The following is a 23,575-nucleotide window of genomic DNA, read 5'->3' as shown; positions in this document are numbered from 1 at the left end:
GATTTTTAATGATGATTTTTATTCGGTTCTAAGGCTTTTAACAGGATTTGATCTGGCTGCCTTAATGGCCTGGAAACTGACAGTTAGAATTGCGATGAACATCGTAGTCAGACTGGCAAGGAGAAAGATCCAGATATTCAGGTCTATTCGGTAAACAAAATTATTCAGCCAGTTTTTTGCCAGTAACCACGCGATTGGAACGGCTATAATAATTGCAACGAAGACGATCTTTAAAAAACTCAGTGATAAACTGGATGTGATTTGGATCACACTGGCACCCAGAACCTTTCTAATCCCGATCTCTTTAATTCTTTTTTGAGCAGAAAAAGTGGCCAGCCCCAACAACCCCAAACCAGCAATAATGATCGTTAAAACCACAAAAATATTGAAAATGTGAGCCAGTCTTTGTTCAGATTTAAACATAGAATTAAAAGCATCGTCCATAAAACGGTAACTGAACTCCTTTTCTGAATCAAACTTTTTATAAGTGGTTTCTATATTTTTAATCAGGTCTGGGAGAACCGCAGTTTTTTCATATTTTACATATAGATTTCCAGAATCAAAATCGTTCGAGCTCATATCGTTTTTTAAAACCATCATCGCAAGCGCATCAATAGGCATATCTAAAGACGAATAATGAAAATTCTTCACCACGCCTACTACTTCAAAAGGAGCTCCTGCCATTTCGATATTCTGCCCACGTGGATCCTGATCCAGTTTAAACTTTTCAATAGCCCGTTCATTTATGACAAGCTTTTTAGGTTGTTCAGCCATGATTAAATCGTTTGGCTTCATTTTCCATTCTACCTGCAGCACATCAAAAAAGTTTTTATCTACATTCATAAAAGGTAGCGCCATTGGTTCGGTGTTTTCCGAAGAAGCATAGAACATGTCGTATCCTCCATATATAGGATATCCGGAAATTGAAGTGCCCTTGATCTCAGGAATTTTCTCCAACTCATTTTGGAATGCCGGGATTTTCGTACCCATACTTTTTTCTAGGGGGATCATGAGAATTTCAGATCGATTCAAACCGGTATTGACACTTTGCAAATGATTCATCTGTTCTTTGATCGTTATCCCTCCAATTATTAGGATGACCGCAATGACAAACTGCAAAGTGGTGCATACTTTACGTACCACATTTCCGCCCAATTCATTCTGAATTTTCCTGAAATTATCTACAGGCCTGAAAGATGACATGATGATCGCGGGATACAGTCCGGCTGCCAGAATACTCAGGAAATAGACGGAAATGAGAATTGCAATAAAACTTCCGTTTAGAAAAAAGCTGCTGTCAATGCTTATATCAAGTAAACTGAAGAAAAAATCTTTCAGCAGGAAACTTAGCAATCCCGCCACTACAAATGATAGACTTATAAATAAGGCCGATTCGATATAAAATTGAAAAGCGATTTCCTTTTTACTGGCACCATTAACTTTCCTGATCCCAATTTCTTTAGATCTTGACGCCGCCCTTGCGGTGGTAAGGCTCATATAATTGATGAGTGCCAATAATAAGATCAGCCCGGCTATGAGAGGAAAAACGTCCAGGTATCCAATTCCGCTATTATTTGTATAATTTAAATGCGTTTCAGTAAAAGGATATAAGAAATACTCGTCTTTCGATTCCTCGTTTCCTTCCTGACTAAGCTGAGTGATGGCCTGCGCAACCCTGTCGTCCTTCGAAATGTCGTTGATCCTAAAAAATGTTTTGAAGGCACCGCCACGAACGATTGACGGACTAAAAAGTCTTTCATTTCCCTTAGATTTTTGCAGGCTGGAAATAGAAGCAATAAATTTATTCTGAATACTGGAATTCGACGGACTTTTGGCTATGACTCCTTTAACGGTATACGTATACAACGTGTCTTTTTCAACCTGCAATATTTGCCCGATAGGATTTTCATCTCCAAAATACTTCGTGGCGATCTCTTCGGAAATGATCAAACTGAAAGGATCTTTCAAAGCAGTTTCAGCATTTCCTTTCAAAAGTGGAAATGAGAAAAAATCGAAATAATTTTGATCGGTATAAAAGAAACCTTCTTCGGAAAAACTTTTAGGATCGTTCCCGGTTCTTCTGATGACCAGCGGCTTATATTCCTCAAAAATCCTGATACTTTCATCAACAAAAGCTGATCGTTCTTTGGTCATCTCTGCAGTAGCCGCACTAAAATTCTGAATGAATACCGTATCACTGCCGAAAAGCGATTTCCCTCGCAATGTGAAAATTTGATCTGCGTCTTTATGAAACTGATCGTAACTATGTTCATGGGAAACATAGAACATGATTAAAATGCAAGCGGTAAGACCTAATGAAAGACCACCAATATTAATAAAACTATAGAGTTTATTTTTCCGAAGATTCCTGAACGCTATTTTGAAATAATTCTTAATCATGATGACTGGTTGATGGTTTTATTCAGTTCGTAAACTTTTCACCGGGTTTTGGATTGCTGCCCGGACCGTCCTGAAACTGATAGTGAAAATGGCAATTCCAATCGCGATAATACCGGCAATTAAAAAGATCCAGATATTCAGGTCTATTCTGTATGGATAATTTTCTAGCCACTGCTTGCTGAAATACCAGGCTATTGGGGTGGCAATAACAAAGGATATTCCCACTAACTTCAAAAAGTCTGATGTCAGCATAATGGTGATCTTACCTACACTGGCACCAACTACTTTTCGAATACCGATCTCCTTTCGTCGTTGTGATACCACTAACAAGGAGATCGCAAACAAGCCTACGCAACTAAGTATGATGGCAATGATCGAACCACTGGTGATCATAGTGGTCATGCTCCGTTCTTTTTCCAGTGTGCGATCAATATTTTCATCGATAAATGATCCCAGGAATTCCGAATTTGGTTCTATTTTATTCCAGGCAAGTTTAACTTTATTGTAGGAGTCATTTAAGTTATCGGGAGCAACTTTCACATAAACATAGCGCATGTTCCAATGTGGATTCAGGAAAATAGTAAGGGGCTCGATCTCTTTGTTCAAATTCTGAAAATTGAAATCTTTAATAATTCCTACTACGGAATATTTAACCGAATCATTTAGGTAAATCGCAGCGTGCATCACATCTTCATCGCCCATTTCTTTTGCCATCGCTTCATTAATAAGAATGGAAAGACTATCTGAAGCATAGGAGCGATCATGACCACGCCCTTTTTTCAGCTCAAGGCCAATAGTTTGCACGTAATCATAATCGGCAGTGATCACATTGGTACGCACTGTTTTGTTATGATGATCAAAACCCATCACACTGGTGGTCGTGGAGCGATCGCGGCCCATTCCCAGATTGCTGTTGGCGGCAGTTAAACTTTTGATATCAGATTCATCCTGAAGTTCATTCCGAAGCAATTGCATATTTCTGAAATCATCGTTTTTGCCATTCAACGGAAAAGTTATGACCTGTTCTTTTTTGAAACCTAAATCCTTATTCCGCATGAATTCTAACTGGTTCCAAAGAACGAGCGTCCCACTAATCAATAAAATTGCAATGCTAAACTGGATCACAATAAGGGAGTTGCGAACGACATTTCCACCGTCGAGATTCAGTTTGCCTTTGAGTGCTTTTAACGTGCCAAGTTTGCTTAATAGCAAAGCCGGATACCCGCCGGCTATGAAAGTAACAATTACTACAGCGGCAATAAATCCGAAAAGATTCCAGAAACTGACAACATTTTCAAAAGAAGCGCTTGTATTGAAAAGCGTTTGGAAAGATTTTAGCAATATTTTTGAAAACCCCAGACCGAGTAATAAAGCACCTAAAAATACCAGCAAACTTTCACCCCAAAACTGTAAAAATAACTGAGCTCTACCCGCACCAAGGGTTTTACGCATTCCAATTTCCCGAAGGCGCTGCGAACTTTTGGCGATGTTCATATTGATGAAATTGACGCTGGCGATAAAAAGAATCAAAAAAGCAATTCCCAAAACGAGATAGGGATAAATTCGATTAGCCACGGCAACTCCGCCATCTTCCCGTGCAAAATGATAATCTTTGATGGAAAGTAGTCGCTGCTGAAAATAATTACCATTTACATCAGGTTCCAGCCCGTCGCGCTTAGCACTGGCAATATCGTCGGCATAATGGCGATTGGTAAAATCGGTGGTTGATTTTTCAAATTGTTCAGGAGAAACACCTTCCGCCAATTGTAGATACACCTCGTGATTGGCATTATCCCAGCGATTGATATTCCTTCCGTACATTCTTTCCGACTGCTGCGTAAAATTGATCGCTATTTCAAAATTGAGACTGCTCTCGTCAGGGATATTTTTTATTAGAGAGGAAACTGTAAAGGGAATTTCTAGGTCATCGATAAAAACAGAAACTGATTTGCCAATTGGATTTTCTTTTCCAAAGATCTTTTGCGCTGCCTCCCGGGTTAACGCAATTTCAGATTTATCTGAAACTGGAATGGAATTCCCGTCGATCACCGGGAAACTAAAAATGGAAAAAAATGAAGGATCTACAAATGCCGATTGCAATCTTAATTGCTTTTCTCCCCGGCTGACAATCACGCCTCCGCCATTAAAACGGGTAATCTTTTCCACGCCGGGAACTTCTTCTTTTAATGCATGAGCAAAAGGAACCGGCTTAGAAACACTCGCTCTGGGACCATCTTTAGATTGTTCAGAATGATACACCTGGTAGATCCTATCGGCTTTATCATGGAATTTATCATAAGACAACTCGAATAAAGCATACATGGAAAGCAGGATTGCCACACCAAACGCTACAGAAAGTCCGAATACATTCAGAAAAGTAAAAGTCTTTTCTTTCCAGAGACTTCTCCACGCTATTTTGAAATAATTTCTGATCATGATTTTTTTTGATTGATGATGTTTTATTCGGTTCGTAAACTTTTAACGGGATTTGAAATAGCGGCTTTAACTGCCTGGAAACTAACAGTAAGTAAGGCGATTAGAATAGCCAGGAATCCTGCAAGCAGGAAGAAGGTCCAGTCTAAATTGATCCGGTAAGCAAAGCCCTCCAGCCATTTCTGCATAAACCACCATGCTATCGGCGATGCAATTAGGATGGCGATAAAAACCAGTTTCAAAAAGTCTTTGGATAAAAGGGAAACGATCGTAGTAACATTTGCTCCCAATACTTTTCTTACTCCAATTTCCTTTTTTCTTGTCTGCGCGGTATAGGTGGAAAGACCGAATAGACCGAGGCAGGAAATGAAAATGGCAATTCCGGCAAAAACTTTGAATAAAGTCTCCGATTGCTCATCAGCTTTATATCTGGCATCGAATTGTTCATCGATAAATGAATAACTAAAAGGTTCTTCTCCGGGGTATTTTGCGAACACTGAAGTCAATGCTGCGATTGCCTTTTTTTCCTGTCCGGCTTTGGTGCGAACAACCAGTTGATTTTTGATACTCCAAAAGGAGAACATAATGAGCGGGGACACCTTTTCCTTCAGGTGTTTAAAATTAAAGTCTCTTGCGATGCCGATAATTTTTCCCTTTCTTGAATGAAAAGTTATTTCTTTACCTAAATATGGTTTCTGAAGTCCCATCTGCTCAACCGCAGTCTCATTCAGAATAAATGAAGAAGTATCAGCCGGAGTACCACGAAAATTGTGGCCTTCCAACAAATCGATTTTCATAGTTGGAATAAATTCCTTTTCCACATAAATCTGCGTAATGATCAAAGAGCTGTTTTGAGATTTACCCTCCCAGTCTAAATCTCCTGTAGAACCTTGAATACTGCTGAAATCAGAAAAACTGGTAACTGCAACATTTTCAATCGCCTCATAATTTTTTAAATTATTCTGAATCGCATCCAGGTGATTTCGCGCATCAGAATTCAGCGGAACCATGACTACATTCTCCTTAGCATATCCCAGATCACGATTTTTCATATAATCCATTTGCTGGGACATAAAAAGAGTCGCAATAAGTAAAACGATAGCCATGGAAAACTGGAAAACTACGAGGCCTTTCCGAAGCGTCCCGGTTTTTAAACCTGATTTTACACGACCGCGCAGACTTTCTAATGGCTTGAAAGAAGACAATAAAATAGCGGGATAGATACTGGAAGCTATTAGCGTGGCAAAAAAACTAATTGCGATCACTTCCCATACTTTGCCATCGGTTATGGAGAAAATCAGCTGATTCCCTGCGATAAAATTATAGACGGGCATTAGGAAATAAATTAAGCCAATGGCCAGTACAATCGAAAACAGGAATAGTAGGCTGGTTTCTAATATGAATTGAAAAAATAATTGCTGCTTATTGGCACCAATAATTTTTCTAACGCTGACTTCCTTTGCTCTTTTGATGGCCTGCGCTGTTGAAATATTTATATAATTGATGCTGGCAATTGCAAGAAGCATAATCACAACCAGCATGATGATTTTTACCTGAGTTGCTGAACTATCATTTCCGTCTGCACTGATGAGGTGAATCTTTTCGAGCGGTTGAAGTTGAAAGGTAATATTGAAATCTCCTTCATCTCCAATCGCATCGGCAAGAGAGGCAGATATTTTTGATGCAGCTGTTTGCGGATTGGCATTTTCTGAAAGTTTGACGAACGAAGCAAAAGAGTAATTTCCCACATCGGTATCGATGGTTTTCCATCTTCCATTTCCCCCGCTGGCTTTGAACATGGCCGCATAGTAAGACATAGGGATCACAGCATCGAACTGAAGGCTAGAATTTTTAGGGATTTCCTTTAAAATTCCTTTAATGTTGAAAGTTTCGCCATTCGAGATGAGTTGTTTTCCAACAGCGTTTTCCAGATCATCTTTGAATATCTTCTCGGCAGTTTCTTTGGTGAGAATAACCGAATAAGGATTGTCCATCGCGCCTTCTTTCGAACCGTATAAAAATGGAAAGCTGAAAACATCAAAGAAATTCTCGTCGGCCATGGCGACCGTCTTTTTGTAAAACTTCTTTTTGTTATCCTTATCACCAATTGTGATGCCATCGGCCAAATTGATTCGTACCAGCTCTTCGATTTCCGGAATATCCCGTGCATAAACCTTCACCGGCCCCGGAGCCGTTGACCAGACATTATCTTCAGCTTCGGTTTTAAAACGGGAATTTACACGATAGATATTTTCAGATTGATCATGAAACTTGTCAAAACTCCACTCATTCTGCACCCACATAAGGAGCATGACGCTGGTTGCGAGTCCAACCCCTAGGCCAAGCATATTCAGGAAACTGTAAAATTTCCTGTTCCATAGATTCCTGAAAGCTGATTTGAGATAAAGTTTAAACATAATTTTTAATTTTTTGATTGATGAATGATCCCTAGACTAGTACATTTTCAGTGACTTTCTGACCGTCCAGCATCCTGATGATTCGATGACTGAATTTTGCGTCGTGTTCGCTATGCGTTACCATGATGATGGTAGTTCCGGCTTCGTTAAGGTCGGTTAATAGATCCATTACTTCGTTACCATTGCTGCTATCCAGGTTTCCGGTAGGCTCATCGGCAAGAATGATCTTTGGATTATTCACTACCGCTCTGGCTACGGCTACACGCTGTTGCTGCCCTCCCGATAATTGCTGCGGAAAATGCTTTCTCCTGTGCATAATCTGCATTTTTTCCAAAACTGCGTGAACGCGTTCTTTTCTTTCTGCAGGTTTAACCCCGGTATAGATCAGGGGAAGCTCTACATTCTCAAATACAGAAAGTTCATCGATGAGGTTAAAACTCTGGAAAACGAAGCCGATATTATGTTTTCTCAATTTAGCTCGCTGACGCTCATTGTAGCCGGCCACTTCAATTCCGTTAAAAAGATAGCTGCCGCCATCCGGATCGTCCAACATTCCAAGAATATTTAGTAGGGTAGACTTTCCGCAGCCTGAAGGTCCCATAATGGCAGCAAATTCGCCTTCTTTCACTTCAAAAGACAGTTTGTTAAGCGCAATGGTTTGAACCTCTTCTGTCTTGTAGTATTTTTCCAGGTTAGTGATTTTGATCATTTCTTAAATATTTCGTCCGTTTTTTTTATTGATGCTTTAATTATTGATTACCAGTTCGTCCACGTCTCCAAAATTGGAATAACTGGAAGTGATCACTTTATCTCCCGGCTCCAAACCTTCCAGGACTTCGTAATATTCGGTATTCTGGCTTCCCAAACTAACTGGTGTTTTATATGCGGTTTCTCCATCTTCTGAAATTTTAAAGATCCAGTTACCTCCGGTTTGCTGAAAGAACCCACCTTTGGACACAAGCGTTGCTTCCTTTTCCTGGCTCAATGCCAGTTTGATCTGAAGGCTTTGCCCTCTCCTAATATTTTCAGGAACGCCGTCAACAAAATGCATATCTACTTTGAAGCGGCCGTTTGAAACCTGCGTATACACTTTTTTAATCTCCAGCTTATAATCCTTTCCATTGAATGTGAAAGAACCGATCTGACCGTTGAATATTCTTGAAATATAATGTTCATCGATCTCAGCCTGAACTTTATAAGAACTAATCACATCGATCTGGCCCAGACGCTCTCCCTTAGATTTTGACTGACCAATTTCTGCATCCAGCGCCGTTAACTGTCCGTCAACCGGGGCTTTTACCACGAGATCTTCAACCTTTTTCCGCATAAGCTCCAGCGCTTTTCTGGTACGCTCGTAGGATTCCCGAGCCTGAGTGGTTTCCGTTTTACTGGAAACCGAATCTTGTACCAACACGCGCTCTGTAAGTTCTAGACGCTCTTTCTGATAATTATAATTGTTTTTAGACTCTTCATAATCCTGTCTGCCAATTGCTCCCTTTTCGTACAATTTGGAGTTCAGATCATATTTTCTCTTCGCTTCTTTCAGGCTGTTTTTTACGTCGGTTAATTGATTGAGCCTATTAATGGTGTTCTGCCGGGAAGCATTTTGGGTACGCTGAATTTGGGTAAGGAGGTTATAAACCTGTGTTTCCTGATTGACAAGACTTAATTCCAGATCGGTATTCGATAAGCGAATGATGGGTTCGCCTTTTTTCATCATGGCGCCGTCTTCTACGAAACGTTCTTCCACACGGCCGCCTTCCATCGCATCCAAATAAATAGTTTTAATGGGTAGTACGACACCGTTTACCGGAATGTTTTCCTGGAAATTTCCATCCTTAACATTGCTTATTGTGATACGTTCTTTTTCGACATTCAATTTTGAATTGCCTGTAGAGGAAAAAATAACGAAGAGAATTAAAATCACTATAATTGCGACTCCTGCGATCATCGCAATTCTTTTAGGTGTGAATCTTTTCTTTTCTAATGGTATGTCCATAAATCTTCAATTTCACCTAATTCTTAGTCAAATTGATGCCAAAAATACAATTAATTGATTGTCAATTATTTAAATTTAGTCCTCTCAAATAAAGTGTTCGAATTTGTGACACTTCCTGTTCGATTTTAAAACAATTTTAACCTATCCTTTTTTTCGGGCTTTGAAAATTCATCATGCCTTGAATAAATTGTAATATTGTGTCATGCAGCTAAAAGACGCTAAAATTCTGGTGATCGATGACGATCCTGATGTGCTTATTGCAATGAGACTTTTATTAAAGTCTCATGTGGCAGAGATCGCTGTTGAAAAGAAACCTGCCCATCTTCCCGCTATTATTTCTGAACAAAGATTCGACCTGATCATCCTGGATATGAATTTTAATGGACTAGTAAATACTGGAAATGAAGGTATCTTCTGGCTTACTAAGATAAAGGAGCTAAGTCCCGAAACCGATGTTGTTCTCATCACCGCTTATGGGGATATCGACCTGGCTATTCGCTCTTTAAAGGAAGGCGCTTCCGATTTTATCATCAAACCCTGGAAGAACGAAAAGGTGATCGAGTCGATTACTGAAATGGTCAGGAAAAAGAAAAAGCCTGGAGCTAAAATCATTCCAAAAGCTGGAGATGACCGGATCATTGGTGAAAGTGAGGAGATCAGAAAGGTTTTTACCAAGATAGAAAAAGTGGCTCCAACCGACGCGAACGTGCTGCTCCTTGGTGAAAATGGCACCGGAAAGGATCTTGTAGCCAAAGCCATCCATGAAAATTCGAAACGAAAGAACAAGCCTTTCGTAAAAGTTGATGTTGGAGCGCTAACCTCAACTTTATTCGAAAGTGAATTATTCGGATATAAAAAAGGTGCGTTTACCGATGCACGGGATGATCGTAAGGGAAGGTTTGAGGCCGCTAATGGCGGAACACTTTTCCTGGATGAGATCGGAAACATCAGCTTAAGGCAACAGGCACGATTACTTACTGTATTACAAAACCGAACTATTACACCTCTAGGTTCAAATGAAGCTGTACCGGTTGATATCAGACTCATTTGCGCTACCAATTTGAAGATCTCTGAACTTTCAGATGAATCAAAATTCCGAAAAGATCTTATTTATCGAATAAACACAGTTGATATTGTGATGCCACCGCTTCGCGCAAGGGGAACCGATATTACTTTATTGACGCGTTATTTCCTGGATTTTTATTCGGAAAAGTATGCTAAAGGACCTTTTAAAACTGAAAAAAGTTTCCTGGAAAAACTAAAAAAGCATCCGTTTCCCGGCAATGTTCGGGAGCTTCAGTATATCGTGGAGCGGGCAGTGATCATGTCTGAAAATTCCATTCTTGCAGATAAAGATTTATCTTTTTCAGCAATAGAATCGGTACCGGAGATCCAGGAAATTAACGATTTGCGACTGGAAACGGTTGAAAAAAACACCATTCTGAAGGTGATCGATAAGAATAAGGGAAACATTTCAAAATCGGCAAAAGAACTCGGGATCACCCGTGCTGCTCTGTACAGAAGGTTGGATAAATATGATCTTTAAAAGTTATCATATCGCCATTACGATACGAGCGATTTTACTTGCAGCCATTTCGCTGGCAATGTCTTGGTTTTTTTTTAAACATAACTGGATTGGGTTTTCGATATGTTTGCTGGTTTTTATTATTGTGATCTATAACTTTTTCAGGTATTTCAGTAAACGCTTTGAGGTCATCGACGATTTTTTCGAGGCGGTAAAATACCGGGATTTCTCTCGTAATTATTTAGCTGAAAAAAAAACGGAAGACATTCGTCGATTATATATTGGTTTCAACAGGGTGAACCAGACCGTTCGCCAAATGAATTCGGAAAAGGAAGTGCAATACCTCTACCTTCAGAAAATCCTTGAAATGATCGATATCGGGATTCTGGCTTATGATGTGAAATCTGGTGAAACACTTTGGATCAATGAGGCTTTTCAGCAATTAATGGATGTTCCTGAGTTCAAAAACGTCAAATTTATTAGATCGCGCACACCAGAAATATACGAGGAATTATTTGAGCATTATTATCTCGAGCCAGTAAACCTGGACCTAAAAATTCGCAATGAGAATATTAAGGTCATCGCTTCCCACAGCATTTTTAAAGTGGAAGAACAATCCTGTAAGTTGATTGTGGTTCATAATATTGATGATACAATCAATAAAACAGAATCAGAAGCCTGGAAGAAATTACTGAGCGTAATGACCCATGAGATCATGAATTCAATTGCGCCTATTTCTTCGCTTGCAAGTACCCTAAAATCTTCGGTAAGAAAAAATATTAATGATTCACTCCTAGAACTTGATCTAGAAGACCTGGACGCCGGTTTGAGCAGTATTGAAAACCGGAGCGAAGGCCTGATGAAATTTGCCAAAACCTATCGCAGCCTAAATAAAGTGACTAGCCTTGACAAGGAAACAATTCTTCTAAAAGATCTTTTTCATGACATCGCGCAGCTAATGAAAACGCGCGTTAGAAATAAAAACATGCTAATTTTCGAAGTTACGGATCAAAAGTTGGAAGTCGAGGCAGACTCCTATTTACTTGAACAGATACTTATTAACCTTATATTAAACGCAGTTGAAGCCTGTGAAAAAACTTCTAAACCTAAAATATTGGTTAGGGCTAGTAAGAAACCAAATGGAAAAACTATAATCGCCGTAATTGATAATGGCCCGGGTATTCCTGAGGAAATTAAAGATCAAATCTTTGTTCCATTTTTTACAACCAAAAAGGAAGGAAGTGGTATTGGTCTAAGTATATCTAGACAAATTATGACCTTGCATGGTGGAAAAATACAAGTTGACAATATAAAAAATAGTGGTACACAAGTTTCTTTGGTATTTTAGGTATTGAATATACCAACTATAAGAGTTTTTTAATATTCCTATATCAGCATATAATCTATCAGCCCATTCCCACTGCATTTCGCAAAAGCTTCATACGGGGAAAAGCGCTTCTCAAAAATGATCTTGAACACCTTCAAAAATTTCAATTTCCATTACGCTCACCCGATGAAAAATTCGGAACGCTTCATTCCAGCTCGAAGATTTTTGAAGGAGTTCGCTGGATTCAGATTCCAATCATAATAAGGTTCTTTAAGGTAGAAATTGATAACTGGATAAATTATTAAAAACTCTATACCTCACGTTTACAAACCATTAAAAAGAGTCTGAATTAAATCTCTTTCTCTCGAAAATATTCTGATTTTAGCCTGTTTCACATTCACTCACCTTTCCAATTTCAACTTCTAATTGCCCGGTATGCTTTCCTTTTTTCTTTATGCGAAATACCAGGATATAGAAGTTAGCCGGGCTGCATAAGCCGGTTGACTTCGTCTGCCCTTTTATAATCCCTCTCTAATTCTATATCCTGAATCTTTATCTGCATCAAAAAAGGACATAGCATACGGCACTGAAAGAAGTAAATCAAATAAGAATATCATGAGCTCACTCCATAGAATCATATCGGCAATCAGAACGAAAGATCAAAAAGGAAAAGCTCCGGATAAAAAAAGTAAATCAATTTTTATTAATTAGGTCTGTTTACAGGCCATAATACTAAACGTTATGAGTACTATCAGAAACAAAGTTCAGTTAATCGGAAATGTAGGAAATGCTCCCGAAGTCAGAAACCTCGACAGTGGTAAAAAAGTAGCATCCTTCTCTCTTGCTACCAATGAATTCTTCAAAAATTCAAAAGGGGAAAAAGTGCAAAATACCCAGTGGCACAATATTGTTGCCTGGGGAAAAACCGCGGAGATTGTAGAACAATATGTAGGCAAAGGAAAAGAGATTGCCATTGAAGGAAAATTAACCTCACGATCCTATGAAACTAATGAAGGTGAAAAAAGATATGTCACCGAAGTAGTCGCAAACGAAATCCTTCTTTTAGGAAATGCCATAAATGCGAATGAATCAGATTCGTAGTAAAAAACAGAGGGCGTTGACTGCAATTCACGCCCTCTTATTCACTTCTAAACTATCTACATTTAAAAGCTAGTAATATGAAAACTAAAGTTAATGAAATATCTATAAGGTATCAGGGAAATTTTAAAATTAGTCAAGCTCCTAAAATAACCTCTTCTGAGAGCGCAGCATCTATCCTGTATAATAACTGGGATAAAGACCAGATAGGACTACAGGAATGTTTTAAAGTCATACTCCTGAACAATGCTAATAAGGTAAAAGGCATCTATGAAGTATCTAAAGGCGGAATCACCGGAACCCTGGTAGACATACGGATTCTCTTTGCCGTCATACTCAAGAGCTTAACGGTGTCGGTAATTATCGGACATAACCATCCCTCAGGAACCCTTCGTCCAAGCACCGCAGACCAAAAAATTACTCAAAAAATTCAAACAGCCTGCCGGTATTTTGATATTAAACTCCTCGATCACCTGATCTTAACCCCGGATGGTGATTACTACTCCTTCGCCAATGAAGGAATATTATGAACTTTCTTTGTCCCCAGTTCTAAAAGGTGGTCTGTTAAGATCACCTTTTTCATTTTTCATATTCTCGATGAATGATCCGAAACCTTGAATTTTTGATAATTCTTCATCTTCGAAACTCTTAAAATTAAACGAGCTCAAAGCTATTTAGCATCTCCTTGGATAACTTAAAAAAAGCAGTTGGTGCAAACCAACCTGTATGAAAATTTTGTCCCGCGAGCGGGACGAAATCGAATAGCAAGAGGGTAACCTGCAAAGCAAGGTTACGTTACATTTTTCATTTGAGTTCATCTCAAATGAATGGTTCTGAAGTCAAATTATATGATAGAGAAAAAAGAGTAGAAAGTTTTTTACTAAAAAATTCTCGGAGACCTCATAAACAGGCTGATTTTTTACTAAAAAATGGATAAAGGATATGAAAAAGAAGGCTTTGCAACCTTCAAAATTAAAAGTTCGGTAGCGGAAAGATTCCGAAAATATAGTCGTGAAATTGGTCAATCCCAATCGATGACCTTACTGCTTATGATCGACTTTTTTATAGGAAACAATATATCGCCATCTGAGAAGATTGGACCAAAAATGCAGACTTTAGAATCTGTAATGAAAAAACGTATCGATGCTTTAATAGCAATTATCCGGGATATTGAACAGAACCAAACCCTTCCCACCAAAGGAATGCTACAGGCAATCTTCGAGGAGCTACCAACTCCATCTAAAAAGAAAATCACTAACTCGTTTGAAGAAGCTTTTGAGAACTTAACCAGGAATCAGCCTCCACTTCCGCAAACCACACCGGAGAGAGATCATAACGACATCCGAAAAGTCCTGGGCAGGCTGAAAGAGGTAAAACCAAGCTTTGGAAAACCCTACTGGAAACTGGCCCTGGCATCTTCTGAAATAAAACATCTTAAATCTAAATATCATGTATACCACGATTAGCCAACTAAAAATGAATTTTCAGAAAATATATTAGGAAGCTAAGCACTATACAAATCTGGAAACATATAAAAATGAGTGAGGTCAACTATATACGGCATCTGAATGGAGTCTTGCGGAAATTCTCTGAGGATGACAATATCTCATCTTCACATCGAAGCTTATACCTGGCCTTTTTTGAATTATGGAATCAAAAACATTTTCCGAAAACGATTATGGTGAACAGTAAACAGGTGAGGTCCCTGGCCAAAATACGTTCGAGGACAACCTATTATAAACTGCTCAGGGAGCTAAAAAGGTGGGGATATGTCCAATACTATGCCAGTAGTAGTCCAAAAATTGGGACACTCGTGGAACTGTTCAGATTTGATACACTACCTGAACAAAAAATGGACGGGACTTGTTCAGTTTCTGAACAGGTACCTGTCCAAAAAATGAACAGGTAGTTATAGCATATTTTAAATCTGAAAAAAGAAGTTCTCTGGAGGCTAAAAGCTTTTATTTTTTTTATGAATCCATAGGCTGGAAATTAAATGGTAAAAACCCGATTATAAACTGGAAAGCCTGTGCCCAAAACTGGATGATAAAAGCTGATGAAATAAAAAACAGTCAAAGATTTGGATCAACGTCCCAGAATTGGGACCATTTCTTTACGCCTAAGGTTAAAAACTATGATGAGCCTTTGTAATAACGATTTACTTTACATTTTTTCAAATGCTAATCTTAAAAAATGAATGGCATTAATGATTTCTCTCTATTTATATATGGTAATCACAGCTTTTTAGGTAACCAACAAAAGAAGACTTTTTATCCTGAAATGAAATATCTCATCTACCAAAGGTCTTATTTTAAATAAAGGAAATAAACTAAAATAGGGGATTGTTTTAATTAAGCCATTTCAAAAATTATGATCTAAAAAACTCCTTCTGAGAAAATTAATTTTAAATTAATTTATCACAATTTTGTGATTGAAAGTTGATTGTTAGTGAGTTTGTAAGCTCCCCCTAATTAGAACTGCTTGATGATATAAAATTATTGTTTTTGATTTTATCTGTAGTTGCTATTAGAGAATTAAATTCTGCATATTCTATTGGAGCCATTTTTCCTAATGCATCGTGAGGTCTTTGATTATTGTAATCATCCATCCATACCTGTGTTTGTTCTCGTACCTGATCCAGATCTTCAAAAATGTATTTATTTAAAACTCCTCTTCTATAACTTCCATTGAATCGTTCAATAAAAGCATTCTGTGTAGGTTTTCCTGGTTGGATATATTGGAAGTTGATTCCATGCATCTGACTCCATTCTGAAGCTATTTTAGCAATAAACTCAGGACCATTGTCCATTCTTATTTTCTGAGGTTTTGTTCTTCGATTAATTAGGTGGTTTAATACCCAAATAACTCTATTGCTGGGCAAGGAAAAATCTACTTCTATGTGAAGTGCCTCCCGGTTATAATCATCAATAATAGTAAAGGCCCTAAACCTTCTTTTATTATCCAGGACATCTGTCACAAAATCCATACTCCAGGTATGATTAAGGGTCTCAGGTACTTCTAAGGGTTCTTTTACTCTTGCTGGTAATCTTTTCTTCACTTTACGCCTTAAGCTTAAGCCAAGGTTTTTATAGACACGATAAACTCTTTTATGGTTCCACGGCTTTCCTTCCTTACGCAGTCGCTCATAAGCCATCCAAAAACCTTCCTCACTATACTTCTCTGCCTTTTGCTGTAAGGCTTCTTCTATGGGTTTATCATCTTTAGGGAGAGGTTTATAATAAAACACACTCTTGCTCATTTTTAAAACACGGCACGCCCTGCTTATACCGTAATGAGCAAGTTCTTTAGCTATGGTTCGCTTACGGCAAGGCTTTAGAGCTTTTTTTCGATGATCTCTTTAGCCATCTCATGATCCAAAGAAAGGGTGGCATACATTTGCTTGAGTCGACGATTCTCTTCCTCAAGTTCTTTGAGTCGCTTAAGCTCTTTGCCATTCATTCCGCTAAAACGTTCTCGCCATTTGTAAAAAGCAGCGGTGCTTACACCATATTCACGACTGATCTCGGCAGCTGTTTTACCGTTATCGAATTCTTTGAGGATCTTAGAGATTTGCTGAGGGGAAAATTTACTTTTTTTCATACTGTTTAAAATTAAGAGTTATTCTACTTTTAAACAGTTCGGTTTTAAGGGAAGCTTACAAGTTAAAAATTCACACATTGTCTACATTCAAAAGATAAACAAGAGAAAACCCAATAAATGAAGGGGAGAGTGTCAGGTATATTTCCCTGATGATGTTACATTATAATTAAAGAAACGCCCTCTTTATAGGTTTTATGAGAGGGCATTCTTTATTTTGTGGAAGTAGAATATTAACAGTAATTGCGTGTTAGATTAATTATTTAGAATTTACTGAATTAATTTTGCTTTCATTCTTTTAGTTATATTAAGCTTGGTTTTTGAATTTTTCTTACTGAAATTATCGATAATGTCTAAAGATCTAACAACTTCCGATTTACACCGGAAAAATATTCTAAATAATAGGTTTGCACTTCTAGAAATTGAAAGGGAAGTAGGTTTTCCAGGTATTCCTTTTGAGGGTTCCATACGTTATACAAAGCGCCAAGTTGCTTATTTTTTTCAGGTTGATTTAAGAACAATTGAGAGGTACCTGGACCAACATGAAGAGGAGTTTGCAACAAATGGTTATGAAATTCTTTCCGGAAAGCGTCTGCAGGATTTTAAAGAAGCATATAATCAATTCATTACAAATCAATCAGCAAGTGACAATTCCGTGCCGGAGGATGTCGCCGACATTGATGTCGGTAACATCTCGAAAGTCCCTAAAATAGGGGTTTTAACATTCCGTGCTTTTTTAAATATAGGAATGTTATTAACAGAAAGTGATCACGCCAGACAATTGCGTTCCCTCATTTTAGACATAGTAATTGACACTATTAATTCTAAGCTGGGTGGGAGTACTAAGTATATTAATCAAAGAGAAGAAGAATTCTTGCCGAGTGCATTACGCGAGTTTAATTACCGGCAGGCTTTTACCGATGCGTTGGATAGGTGTATAGTAGAGAATAAATGGAAATATGCACAATTTACAGATTCTGTTTACAAAAGTATTTTTCATGAAAATGCCAAAGAATATAAACAAATACTTAAACTAAAATCCAAGGATTCAGCTAGAGATACCATGTATTCTGAAGTACTAGATCTAATTGCTGCTTATGAAAATGGATTTGCAGATTTCTTATGTTCTAAACATGAGGAAACAGGAGAGAAATTCAGGTTGTCTGAAGCTAATATACTTTTCAAAGAGTTTGAAAGGACTCACAGTGCTGCTTTTAGGCCACTTCTAGAAAAAGCCAGAACCTTAATGGCTAGTAGAGATATGGCATTCCGAGATGCTTTACATGAAAAACTAAAAAATTATGTCACTCATCTGACTGCTGAGGAATATGAAAAATTTTTAGGAGAAAAAAGCATGTCGCTAGAAGAAAGGCTAAAGGAAAACATCGATGTATTCAAAAGGCTTAAGGAGAGATAATGGAGTGTTATTATTTCGACCTTGAACATGCAGTAGAACTCCATGATTTTGTAATTATAGAAACAGGAGGCGCTTTAGGCGAAAATGATCTCGGACTATTAGAGAGTGTCTTATATCATATAAAGAACGATTTATATTATCCGACTTTTGAGAATAAAATCACTCATTTAGTTTTTTCGGTCATAAAAAATCACGCGTTTAGTGATGGCAACAAAAGAAGTAGTGTTGTGCTAGGAGCATATTTTTTAGAAATAAATGGGCTTGAATACTGTATAGATCGTTTCATAATAGAAATGGAGAATATTACTGTTCATGTAGCAGATAATAGAATTGAAAAGGATTTATTACATGAAATTTTAGATTCAATTATTAATGAAGATGAATTTTCAGAAGAGCTTCAAATAAAAATAATTGAAGCTACCTCTGATGATTTTGTCGGTTAATAAATCGGTTTAAGTTTTTAAAAGTGATTAATAAAAGTATATCCGAATTATTCGAACTCTCAAAAGAATCTGAAAAGCAATTATGGCAAAATGCAATAGTTGTTTTCGATTCATCAGCTCTTTTAAATTTCTATGACATCCCTAAAAATTCGAGAGAAGAAATTTATAACACATTTAAGGGGCCTTTAAAAGATAGATTAATGCTCCCTGGCCAGGTTCAATTTGAATATTTAAAAAATAGAAAGAAAACTATTTATGAGCCATTAAAGGATAACAACAAAAACATTAATTATAAATCAATAGAAAACTCTTATCTATCAAGTATCAACAGTGAATACAAGAATATTAAATCTTCGTTTACTGAGATTGAAAAATTGCTAAATCAGATTAATACTGCGACTAAAAAATCTGATAGACATCCGCACTTACCTGAAACAATTTTTTCAGATTTTAAATCTAATTTAGATAAATTCCGTAATTACATTGATGAACTCAAAAATGATAAATCAGAATTTGAAGAAAAAGTAAAGGAACATATTAAAGTGATTCGGGAAGAAATAGTTGGTCTAGAAAATAAGGACGATGTTCTTGATGCAGTTAAGTCATACTTTTTCCTGGGTAATGATTATAAATACTCTGAAAAAATTGACTTAGGGAAAGAAGCAACAGAAAGATATTCAGATTTCATTCCTCCTGGATATATGGACCGGGACAAAGAAGGTTTTCAGAAATACGGAGATTTTTATATTTGGAAGCAACTAATTGATTATGCTTCCGAGAATAAAAAAAGTATAATTTTTATCTGTGACGATGTTAAGGCCGATTGGTGTATCCAGGAAAAGGATAATCCCAGCCGAATTGCTTATCCCAGACATGAATTGAGTAAAGAATTTTATGAGAAAACTCGCTATCGATTCTGGATGTATAGTTTGGCCCAATGGCCTTATTATTCTAATAAGTATCTAAATACAGATTTGGATGCAGAAAATTTTATTTTCGAACCGGAACATATAGATACTTCCATAGTAAGTACTTTAGATGTAGCTAAAAAGTACCTTGAAGTTATAAATAAAAAAGATTTCAGGGCGCATATCCCTCCTATGATCTTAACTATTATTTTTGAAAACCTAGATAGTTTCCCAAGTTCCATGCTACATAAAATACTCAATAATCTCAATAGTCAATTATCAATTCTCGAAAAAGATAAACGTTTACTTGAAGCCCAAAAAGACTTTGCCGATAATATTAGGGAAAGAGAGAAGATTCAAGAGGATTTACATGGATTATATATTGAAATTATGGAAACACAGGAAAATGCTACTTATTTAAAAAATTATCTAGATGAGGATTGGCTACCATTTTAAGAATTGGCCCTTGACTATGTTAAAATATTTATCGGTAATTCATTGAAAGCAAACACGTTAAAAATATCCCCCGAAAAAATACCAGGGGCTTCAAGAACCGGAATCGATTAAACACCCGACGGGATTTATATTTTTTTTAACCTTTTCTAGATTGGTTTCTGCGGGCACTGTCTACTTTTGCTATCAATTCCCGGTCTCTTATTCTAAATTCTCCAGTTACATGCACATTACCACCTCCAGAAACACCTGCAATCATTCCTTTGAGTTAATCCAATGGCTCAACTACTTTAGTTTTTACAACTGCCCCTGGATATTCACCTAATAATGCATTTACGGGCGAATAAGCGCGACCTTCAGAGGTTAAAGCCACTCTAGGTTGTTGATAGTTTTGAGATACAGCATTTGACAGGGCGGATTTTGCAAAATTTTAAAGTGTTGCCAGGGCAACCCCTGCAGCGATCGCTACGGGGCCACGCTAAAGAAGTTAGCGAAGAATTAAGGGAATCTTACAGTGAAGGAAGGGAGTAGTTTTTTTATTAATGACAAATTTTCCATATTTCAGGCCTTTAAAGTAAAAATTAGAGATACTGATTCAAAATTAGATGTGGTCAGATTAGCAACAAATATTTTTTCAATTAATTTGAGTAAATTTGTTATGAAAGTTGATTATCAGTGAGTTAAAAATTCACAGATCGTCTACATTCAAAAGATGAACAAGCAAAACCCCCGTAAATAAAGGGGAGAGGGCTAGGGTATATAGCCCTGGTGAGGCTACAAAGGCTCTTTCACGTATGAAAGGGCCTTTTGTGATTTTAAAAGTTTGCTTAAATACATCTGATAAGGCAAAAAAGCAGGCGATTGTTAATAGTTTGGTTAATAAGTATTTACAATAGTTAAAAATTTCATCGGTTGTACTTAGTAAATTGCAAAAGCCCCTACCAAGACCCTACCAAGACCCTACAGAGAATAGATATTTATCTATAAGAAGTTATTGCCCTAAATCACTTTATATGAAAACTCTGTTATTCCGCGCAGGAATATTTGACGGGGATGATCTGGATCTTCCAGTATTATTACTCAGCTATCTGTGCAAAGCTTTAATGATCATAGCAATCGCATTTCTTGTTTATTTACTTACCTCTAGAACCTATTCCAGCTCGGCTTTTGTAGATAATGAAATGACCACCTCTGAAAAAGTAACGGCAAATCCACCTTCTCCTTTTTAGAAAGTAGATTTACCGCATAATTTTTTTCATACTTTAACTGAATGTAATTATTCAGCCTTTTTCTCAAGGCTTTTAATGAACTTTTGAGCATCGGTGTTGCTAGGATCCAATTCTAAAGATTTCTTGTAATTTTTCAAAGCAAGGTTTTCATTGCCATTTATTAAATATGCCTCACCTATACTGTCGTAAACATTTCCGGATTTAGGATTGGCAGCCACATTTAATTTGAAGATCTCAATAGCTGCTTCAGTTTTTCCGGATCTTAAAAGCTGATAACCCAAAGAATTCATTTCAGATTCATCAAAGTTATAATTTTCGTCCGTTTTAATTTTATGGTACAGTTCAAGTCCGGAATTCAAACCATTTTCGGTAATTTCTTCTCTTAAAACTATCGCACCAGATCTTTGCGGCATTTGGTAATCGTTCTCATATAAAATATTGCCTATGGCAGTTGTAATTTTATTCAGAGATTTACCTCCTGTATTGTTCAGTAGAACGATCAAATTATCATCCTTTGGAATTCTGGTGATCAGTGTATTGAAACCGTTGATGCCGCCGCCATGACCTGTAATGTTAACGGTGTCATTTCCAAAATTCTGCAAACCTACATACCAACCGTAACCTACCCCTTTTTGAGGTCCCAAAGGCATATAAGATTTAAACATTTTTTGCTTGTTTTCTGCTTTTAAAAGTCGGTTGTTTTTCAAAGCTCTGTCCCATTTGTAAAGATCTTCAACAGTTGAATATATAGAACCCGCAGCATAAGGAATACTCATATCCAGGTACGGGGAGTTAATGAAATCTGATCCTCTTTGCTCATATCCGGTTGCCCTGTTTTTGATGATCTTGCTATGATGATCAAAACCTGTATCATTCATTTCTAATGGATCGAAAATTCTTTCCTTCAGATTTTGTTCATAGGTTTTACCTGTTACCTCTTCAATGATAACTCCTAAGAGAAAATATCCCGAATTGCTATATTCAAATTTTTCTCCCGGAGTGAATACCAGGCTGGAGTCAGCGAATTTTTTAATGAACTCTTTCGGTGTATATGGATTCCGACTATCATTTTGAAAAAATCCAGGAAAGGACGTGTAATTTGGAATTCCGGAAGTGTGGGTTAGTAAGTTGTGAATAGTGATTTTATCACCGGTTGCTTTAGGATAATCTTTCAGGTATGCAGTAACCGTCCTGTCTAATTCCAGTTTTCCTTCTTCTACCAATTGCATGATCAGCATGGAGGTAAATTGTTTAGTTATGGAGCCAAGACGGTGTTTGGTATTTGCAGCATTTGGTATATCCCATTCCATATTCGCCAGGCCATAGCCTTTTTTGAGAATTACTTCTCCATTTTCAGCAACCAGTACAGAACCGTTGAATTGCAGATAATCTGTATACTGATTCATCAAATCATCAATCTTTTCGGCTTTGGCTGAATTTTGAGCCAGACCCAGGTGAGAAAAGACGGAGAGAATAAAAAACAGGTACATAGTCTTAGAAATAGTTGTTGATGATTTTTTCATTTTGATTGATTTAGCGTTATATAAACAGGACGACGTTTTTAATAGATGGTTACATTATAGTTGATCTAAGATATTTCATTCTTATCACATCTTAATTTCATTATCTGAATTGCTTTAGTACCTTTAAATCTATGCGTGATAAAATCAACACTCTAATTTTCGATGTCAACGAGACTTTGCTCGATCTGAATCCATTGAAAAAAAGTATAGCTAAAGCCTTTGGGAATAAAGAAATAGCAGATAAATGGTTTTCACAGTTACTGCATTATTCTCTGGTAGAAAGTATTACTGGTGACTATCATGATTTCAGTGAAATTGCCGCTGCTGTATTGAAAATGAATGCAAAAATTGAATCCCTGAGTTTTTCAGAGGAAGAAATTTCAGAAATTCTTAGTCCCATAAAAGATCTACAGCCTTATCCGGATATTAAGCCAGGTTTAGAGAAATTAAAGGGCAGTGGTTATAAATTGGTGGCATTCAGTAATGGAAAACCCGAAGTTCTGAATGATCAGATTTCCAATTCAGGTTTATATGAATATTTTGACCTGGTTCTGAGTGTGGATACTGTAAAGAAATACAAACCGCATCCGGAAAGCTATTTATATGCCCTGGAAGAATCAAAATCTCAAGCAGAAAGCACGATGATGGTTGCAGCTCATGGTTGGGATGTGACTGGAGCTATGAGAGCCGGACTAAAAACAGCATTTATCGAAAGACCAGGGAAAACAATTTATCCACTTTCAGATGAACCAGATTTAATTGTTTCTACACTAAATGAACTGGCAGACCTGCTTTAAAATAAAAAC

18 protein-coding genes are annotated in these 23,575 nt (G+C 37.3%); 11 read left to right on the top strand and 7 right to left on the bottom strand.

From position 1 onward, the window contains the following. Positions 1 to 18 precede the first annotated feature (18 nt). Genes AC2S94_RS04000 through AC2S94_RS03980 form a run of 5 tightly spaced genes read right to left on the bottom strand, consistent with a single transcriptional unit; the run spans position 19 to position 9,249 of the window. On the bottom strand, positions 19 to 2,400 hold the full coding sequence (locus AC2S94_RS04000) for an ABC transporter permease (protein WP_484630221.1): 2,382 nt from the start codon (positions 2,398 to 2,400) through the stop codon (positions 19 to 21). Between the two features lie 18 nt (positions 2,401 to 2,418). Next, a complete protein-coding gene (locus tag AC2S94_RS03995) occupies positions 2,419 to 4,836 on the bottom strand; it encodes an FtsX-like permease family protein (protein WP_484630220.1) in 2,418 nt (805 codons plus the stop codon). 23 nt (positions 4,837 to 4,859) lie between these two features. Further along, positions 4,860 to 7,250, bottom strand: a complete 2,391-nt coding sequence (locus tag AC2S94_RS03990; protein ID WP_484630219.1) for an ABC transporter permease — start codon at positions 7,248 to 7,250, stop codon at positions 4,860 to 4,862. Between the two features lie 31 nt (positions 7,251 to 7,281). Next, a complete protein-coding gene (locus tag AC2S94_RS03985; protein WP_484630218.1) occupies positions 7,282 to 7,959 on the bottom strand; it encodes an ABC transporter ATP-binding protein in 678 nt (225 codons plus the stop codon). A 36-nt stretch (positions 7,960 to 7,995) separates the two neighbouring features. Beyond that, positions 7,996 to 9,249 (bottom strand): efflux RND transporter periplasmic adaptor subunit, encoded by a 1,254-nt coding sequence (locus AC2S94_RS03980; RefSeq protein ID WP_484630217.1) that lies wholly within the window; start codon positions 9,247 to 9,249, stop codon positions 7,996 to 7,998. A 202-nt stretch (positions 9,250 to 9,451) separates the two neighbouring features. Between AC2S94_RS03980 and AC2S94_RS03975 the strand changes: the two genes are divergently transcribed. From AC2S94_RS03975 to AC2S94_RS03950, 6 genes are all read left to right on the top strand, one after another. After that, positions 9,452 to 10,795 carry a sigma-54-dependent transcriptional regulator gene (locus AC2S94_RS03975; RefSeq protein WP_484630216.1) on the top strand — a complete coding sequence of 448 codons (1,344 nt, stop codon included), beginning with the start codon at positions 9,452 to 9,454 and terminating at the stop codon, positions 10,793 to 10,795. Continuing rightward, positions 10,785 to 12,122 carry an ATP-binding protein gene (locus tag AC2S94_RS03970; RefSeq protein ID WP_484630215.1) on the top strand — a complete coding sequence of 446 codons (1,338 nt, stop codon included), beginning with the start codon at positions 10,785 to 10,787 and terminating at the stop codon, positions 12,120 to 12,122. The genes AC2S94_RS03975 and AC2S94_RS03970 overlap by 11 nt, the downstream gene beginning before the upstream one ends. A 720-nt stretch (positions 12,123 to 12,842) precedes the next feature. Continuing rightward, positions 12,843 to 13,202 (top strand): single-stranded DNA-binding protein, encoded by a 360-nt coding sequence (locus tag AC2S94_RS03965; RefSeq protein WP_484630214.1) that lies wholly within the window; start codon positions 12,843 to 12,845, stop codon positions 13,200 to 13,202. Between the two features lie 77 nt (positions 13,203 to 13,279). Then, positions 13,280 to 13,729 carry a JAB domain-containing protein gene (locus AC2S94_RS03960; protein ID WP_484630213.1) on the top strand — a complete coding sequence of 150 codons (450 nt, stop codon included), beginning with the start codon at positions 13,280 to 13,282 and terminating at the stop codon, positions 13,727 to 13,729. 399 nt (positions 13,730 to 14,128) lie between these two features. Then, positions 14,129 to 14,665, top strand: coding sequence for a BfmA/BtgA family mobilization protein (locus tag AC2S94_RS03955; protein WP_484630212.1), 537 nt, complete (start codon positions 14,129 to 14,131; stop codon positions 14,663 to 14,665). 71 nt (positions 14,666 to 14,736) lie between these two features. Continuing rightward, positions 14,737 to 15,108 carry a hypothetical protein gene (locus AC2S94_RS03950; RefSeq protein WP_484630211.1) on the top strand — a complete coding sequence of 124 codons (372 nt, stop codon included), beginning with the start codon at positions 14,737 to 14,739 and terminating at the stop codon, positions 15,106 to 15,108. 558 nt (positions 15,109 to 15,666) lie between these two features. Here AC2S94_RS03950 and AC2S94_RS03945 read toward each other — a convergent pair. Then, positions 15,667 to 16,799 (bottom strand): IS3 family transposase gene (locus tag AC2S94_RS03945; protein ID WP_484629360.1). Its coding sequence is split into 2 segments (ribosomal slippage): positions 15,667 to 16,538 and positions 16,538 to 16,799, totalling 1,134 coding nucleotides; the frame shifts between segments, so codons are not numbered across the junction. Between the two features lie 346 nt (positions 16,800 to 17,145). On the opposite strand from AC2S94_RS03945, the gene AC2S94_RS03940 reads away from it, so the two are divergent. The 4 genes from AC2S94_RS03940 (at position 17,146) to AC2S94_RS03925 (ending at position 21,246) form a co-directional block, all read left to right on the top strand. After that, positions 17,146 to 18,213 carry a DNA-binding protein gene (locus AC2S94_RS03940; RefSeq protein WP_484630210.1) on the top strand — a complete coding sequence of 356 codons (1,068 nt, stop codon included), beginning with the start codon at positions 17,146 to 17,148 and terminating at the stop codon, positions 18,211 to 18,213. Continuing rightward, on the top strand, positions 18,213 to 18,656 hold the full coding sequence (locus tag AC2S94_RS03935) for a type II toxin-antitoxin system death-on-curing family toxin (protein WP_484630209.1): 444 nt from the start codon (positions 18,213 to 18,215) through the stop codon (positions 18,654 to 18,656). The genes AC2S94_RS03940 and AC2S94_RS03935 overlap by 1 nt, the downstream gene beginning before the upstream one ends. Before the next feature lie 23 nt (positions 18,657 to 18,679). After that, positions 18,680 to 20,020, top strand: coding sequence for a PIN-like domain-containing protein (locus tag AC2S94_RS03930; protein WP_484630208.1), 1,341 nt, complete (start codon positions 18,680 to 18,682; stop codon positions 20,018 to 20,020). 1,010 nt (positions 20,021 to 21,030) lie between these two features. Next, the gene (locus tag AC2S94_RS03925; protein WP_484630207.1) at positions 21,031 to 21,246 is read left to right on the top strand and encodes a hypothetical protein; all 216 of its coding nucleotides are present in this window, start codon (positions 21,031 to 21,033) and stop codon (positions 21,244 to 21,246) included. Between the two features lie 47 nt (positions 21,247 to 21,293). On the opposite strand, the gene AC2S94_RS03920 is transcribed toward AC2S94_RS03925, so the two are convergent. Continuing rightward, positions 21,294 to 22,769, bottom strand: coding sequence for a serine hydrolase (locus AC2S94_RS03920; protein ID WP_484630206.1), 1,476 nt, complete (start codon positions 22,767 to 22,769; stop codon positions 21,294 to 21,296). 131 nt (positions 22,770 to 22,900) lie between these two features. Here AC2S94_RS03920 and AC2S94_RS03915 point away from each other — a divergent pair, with 131 nt between their 5' ends. Then, on the top strand, positions 22,901 to 23,566 hold the full coding sequence (locus AC2S94_RS03915) for a haloacid dehalogenase type II (RefSeq protein ID WP_484630205.1): 666 nt from the start codon (positions 22,901 to 22,903) through the stop codon (positions 23,564 to 23,566). The last annotated feature ends 9 nt before the right edge of the window (positions 23,567 to 23,575 follow it).

The organism is Christiangramia pacifica (genome assembly GCF_057221535.1).
Note: the sequence above shows the minus strand (reverse complement) of the source record. Positions and strands in the feature narration are given on the sequence as shown.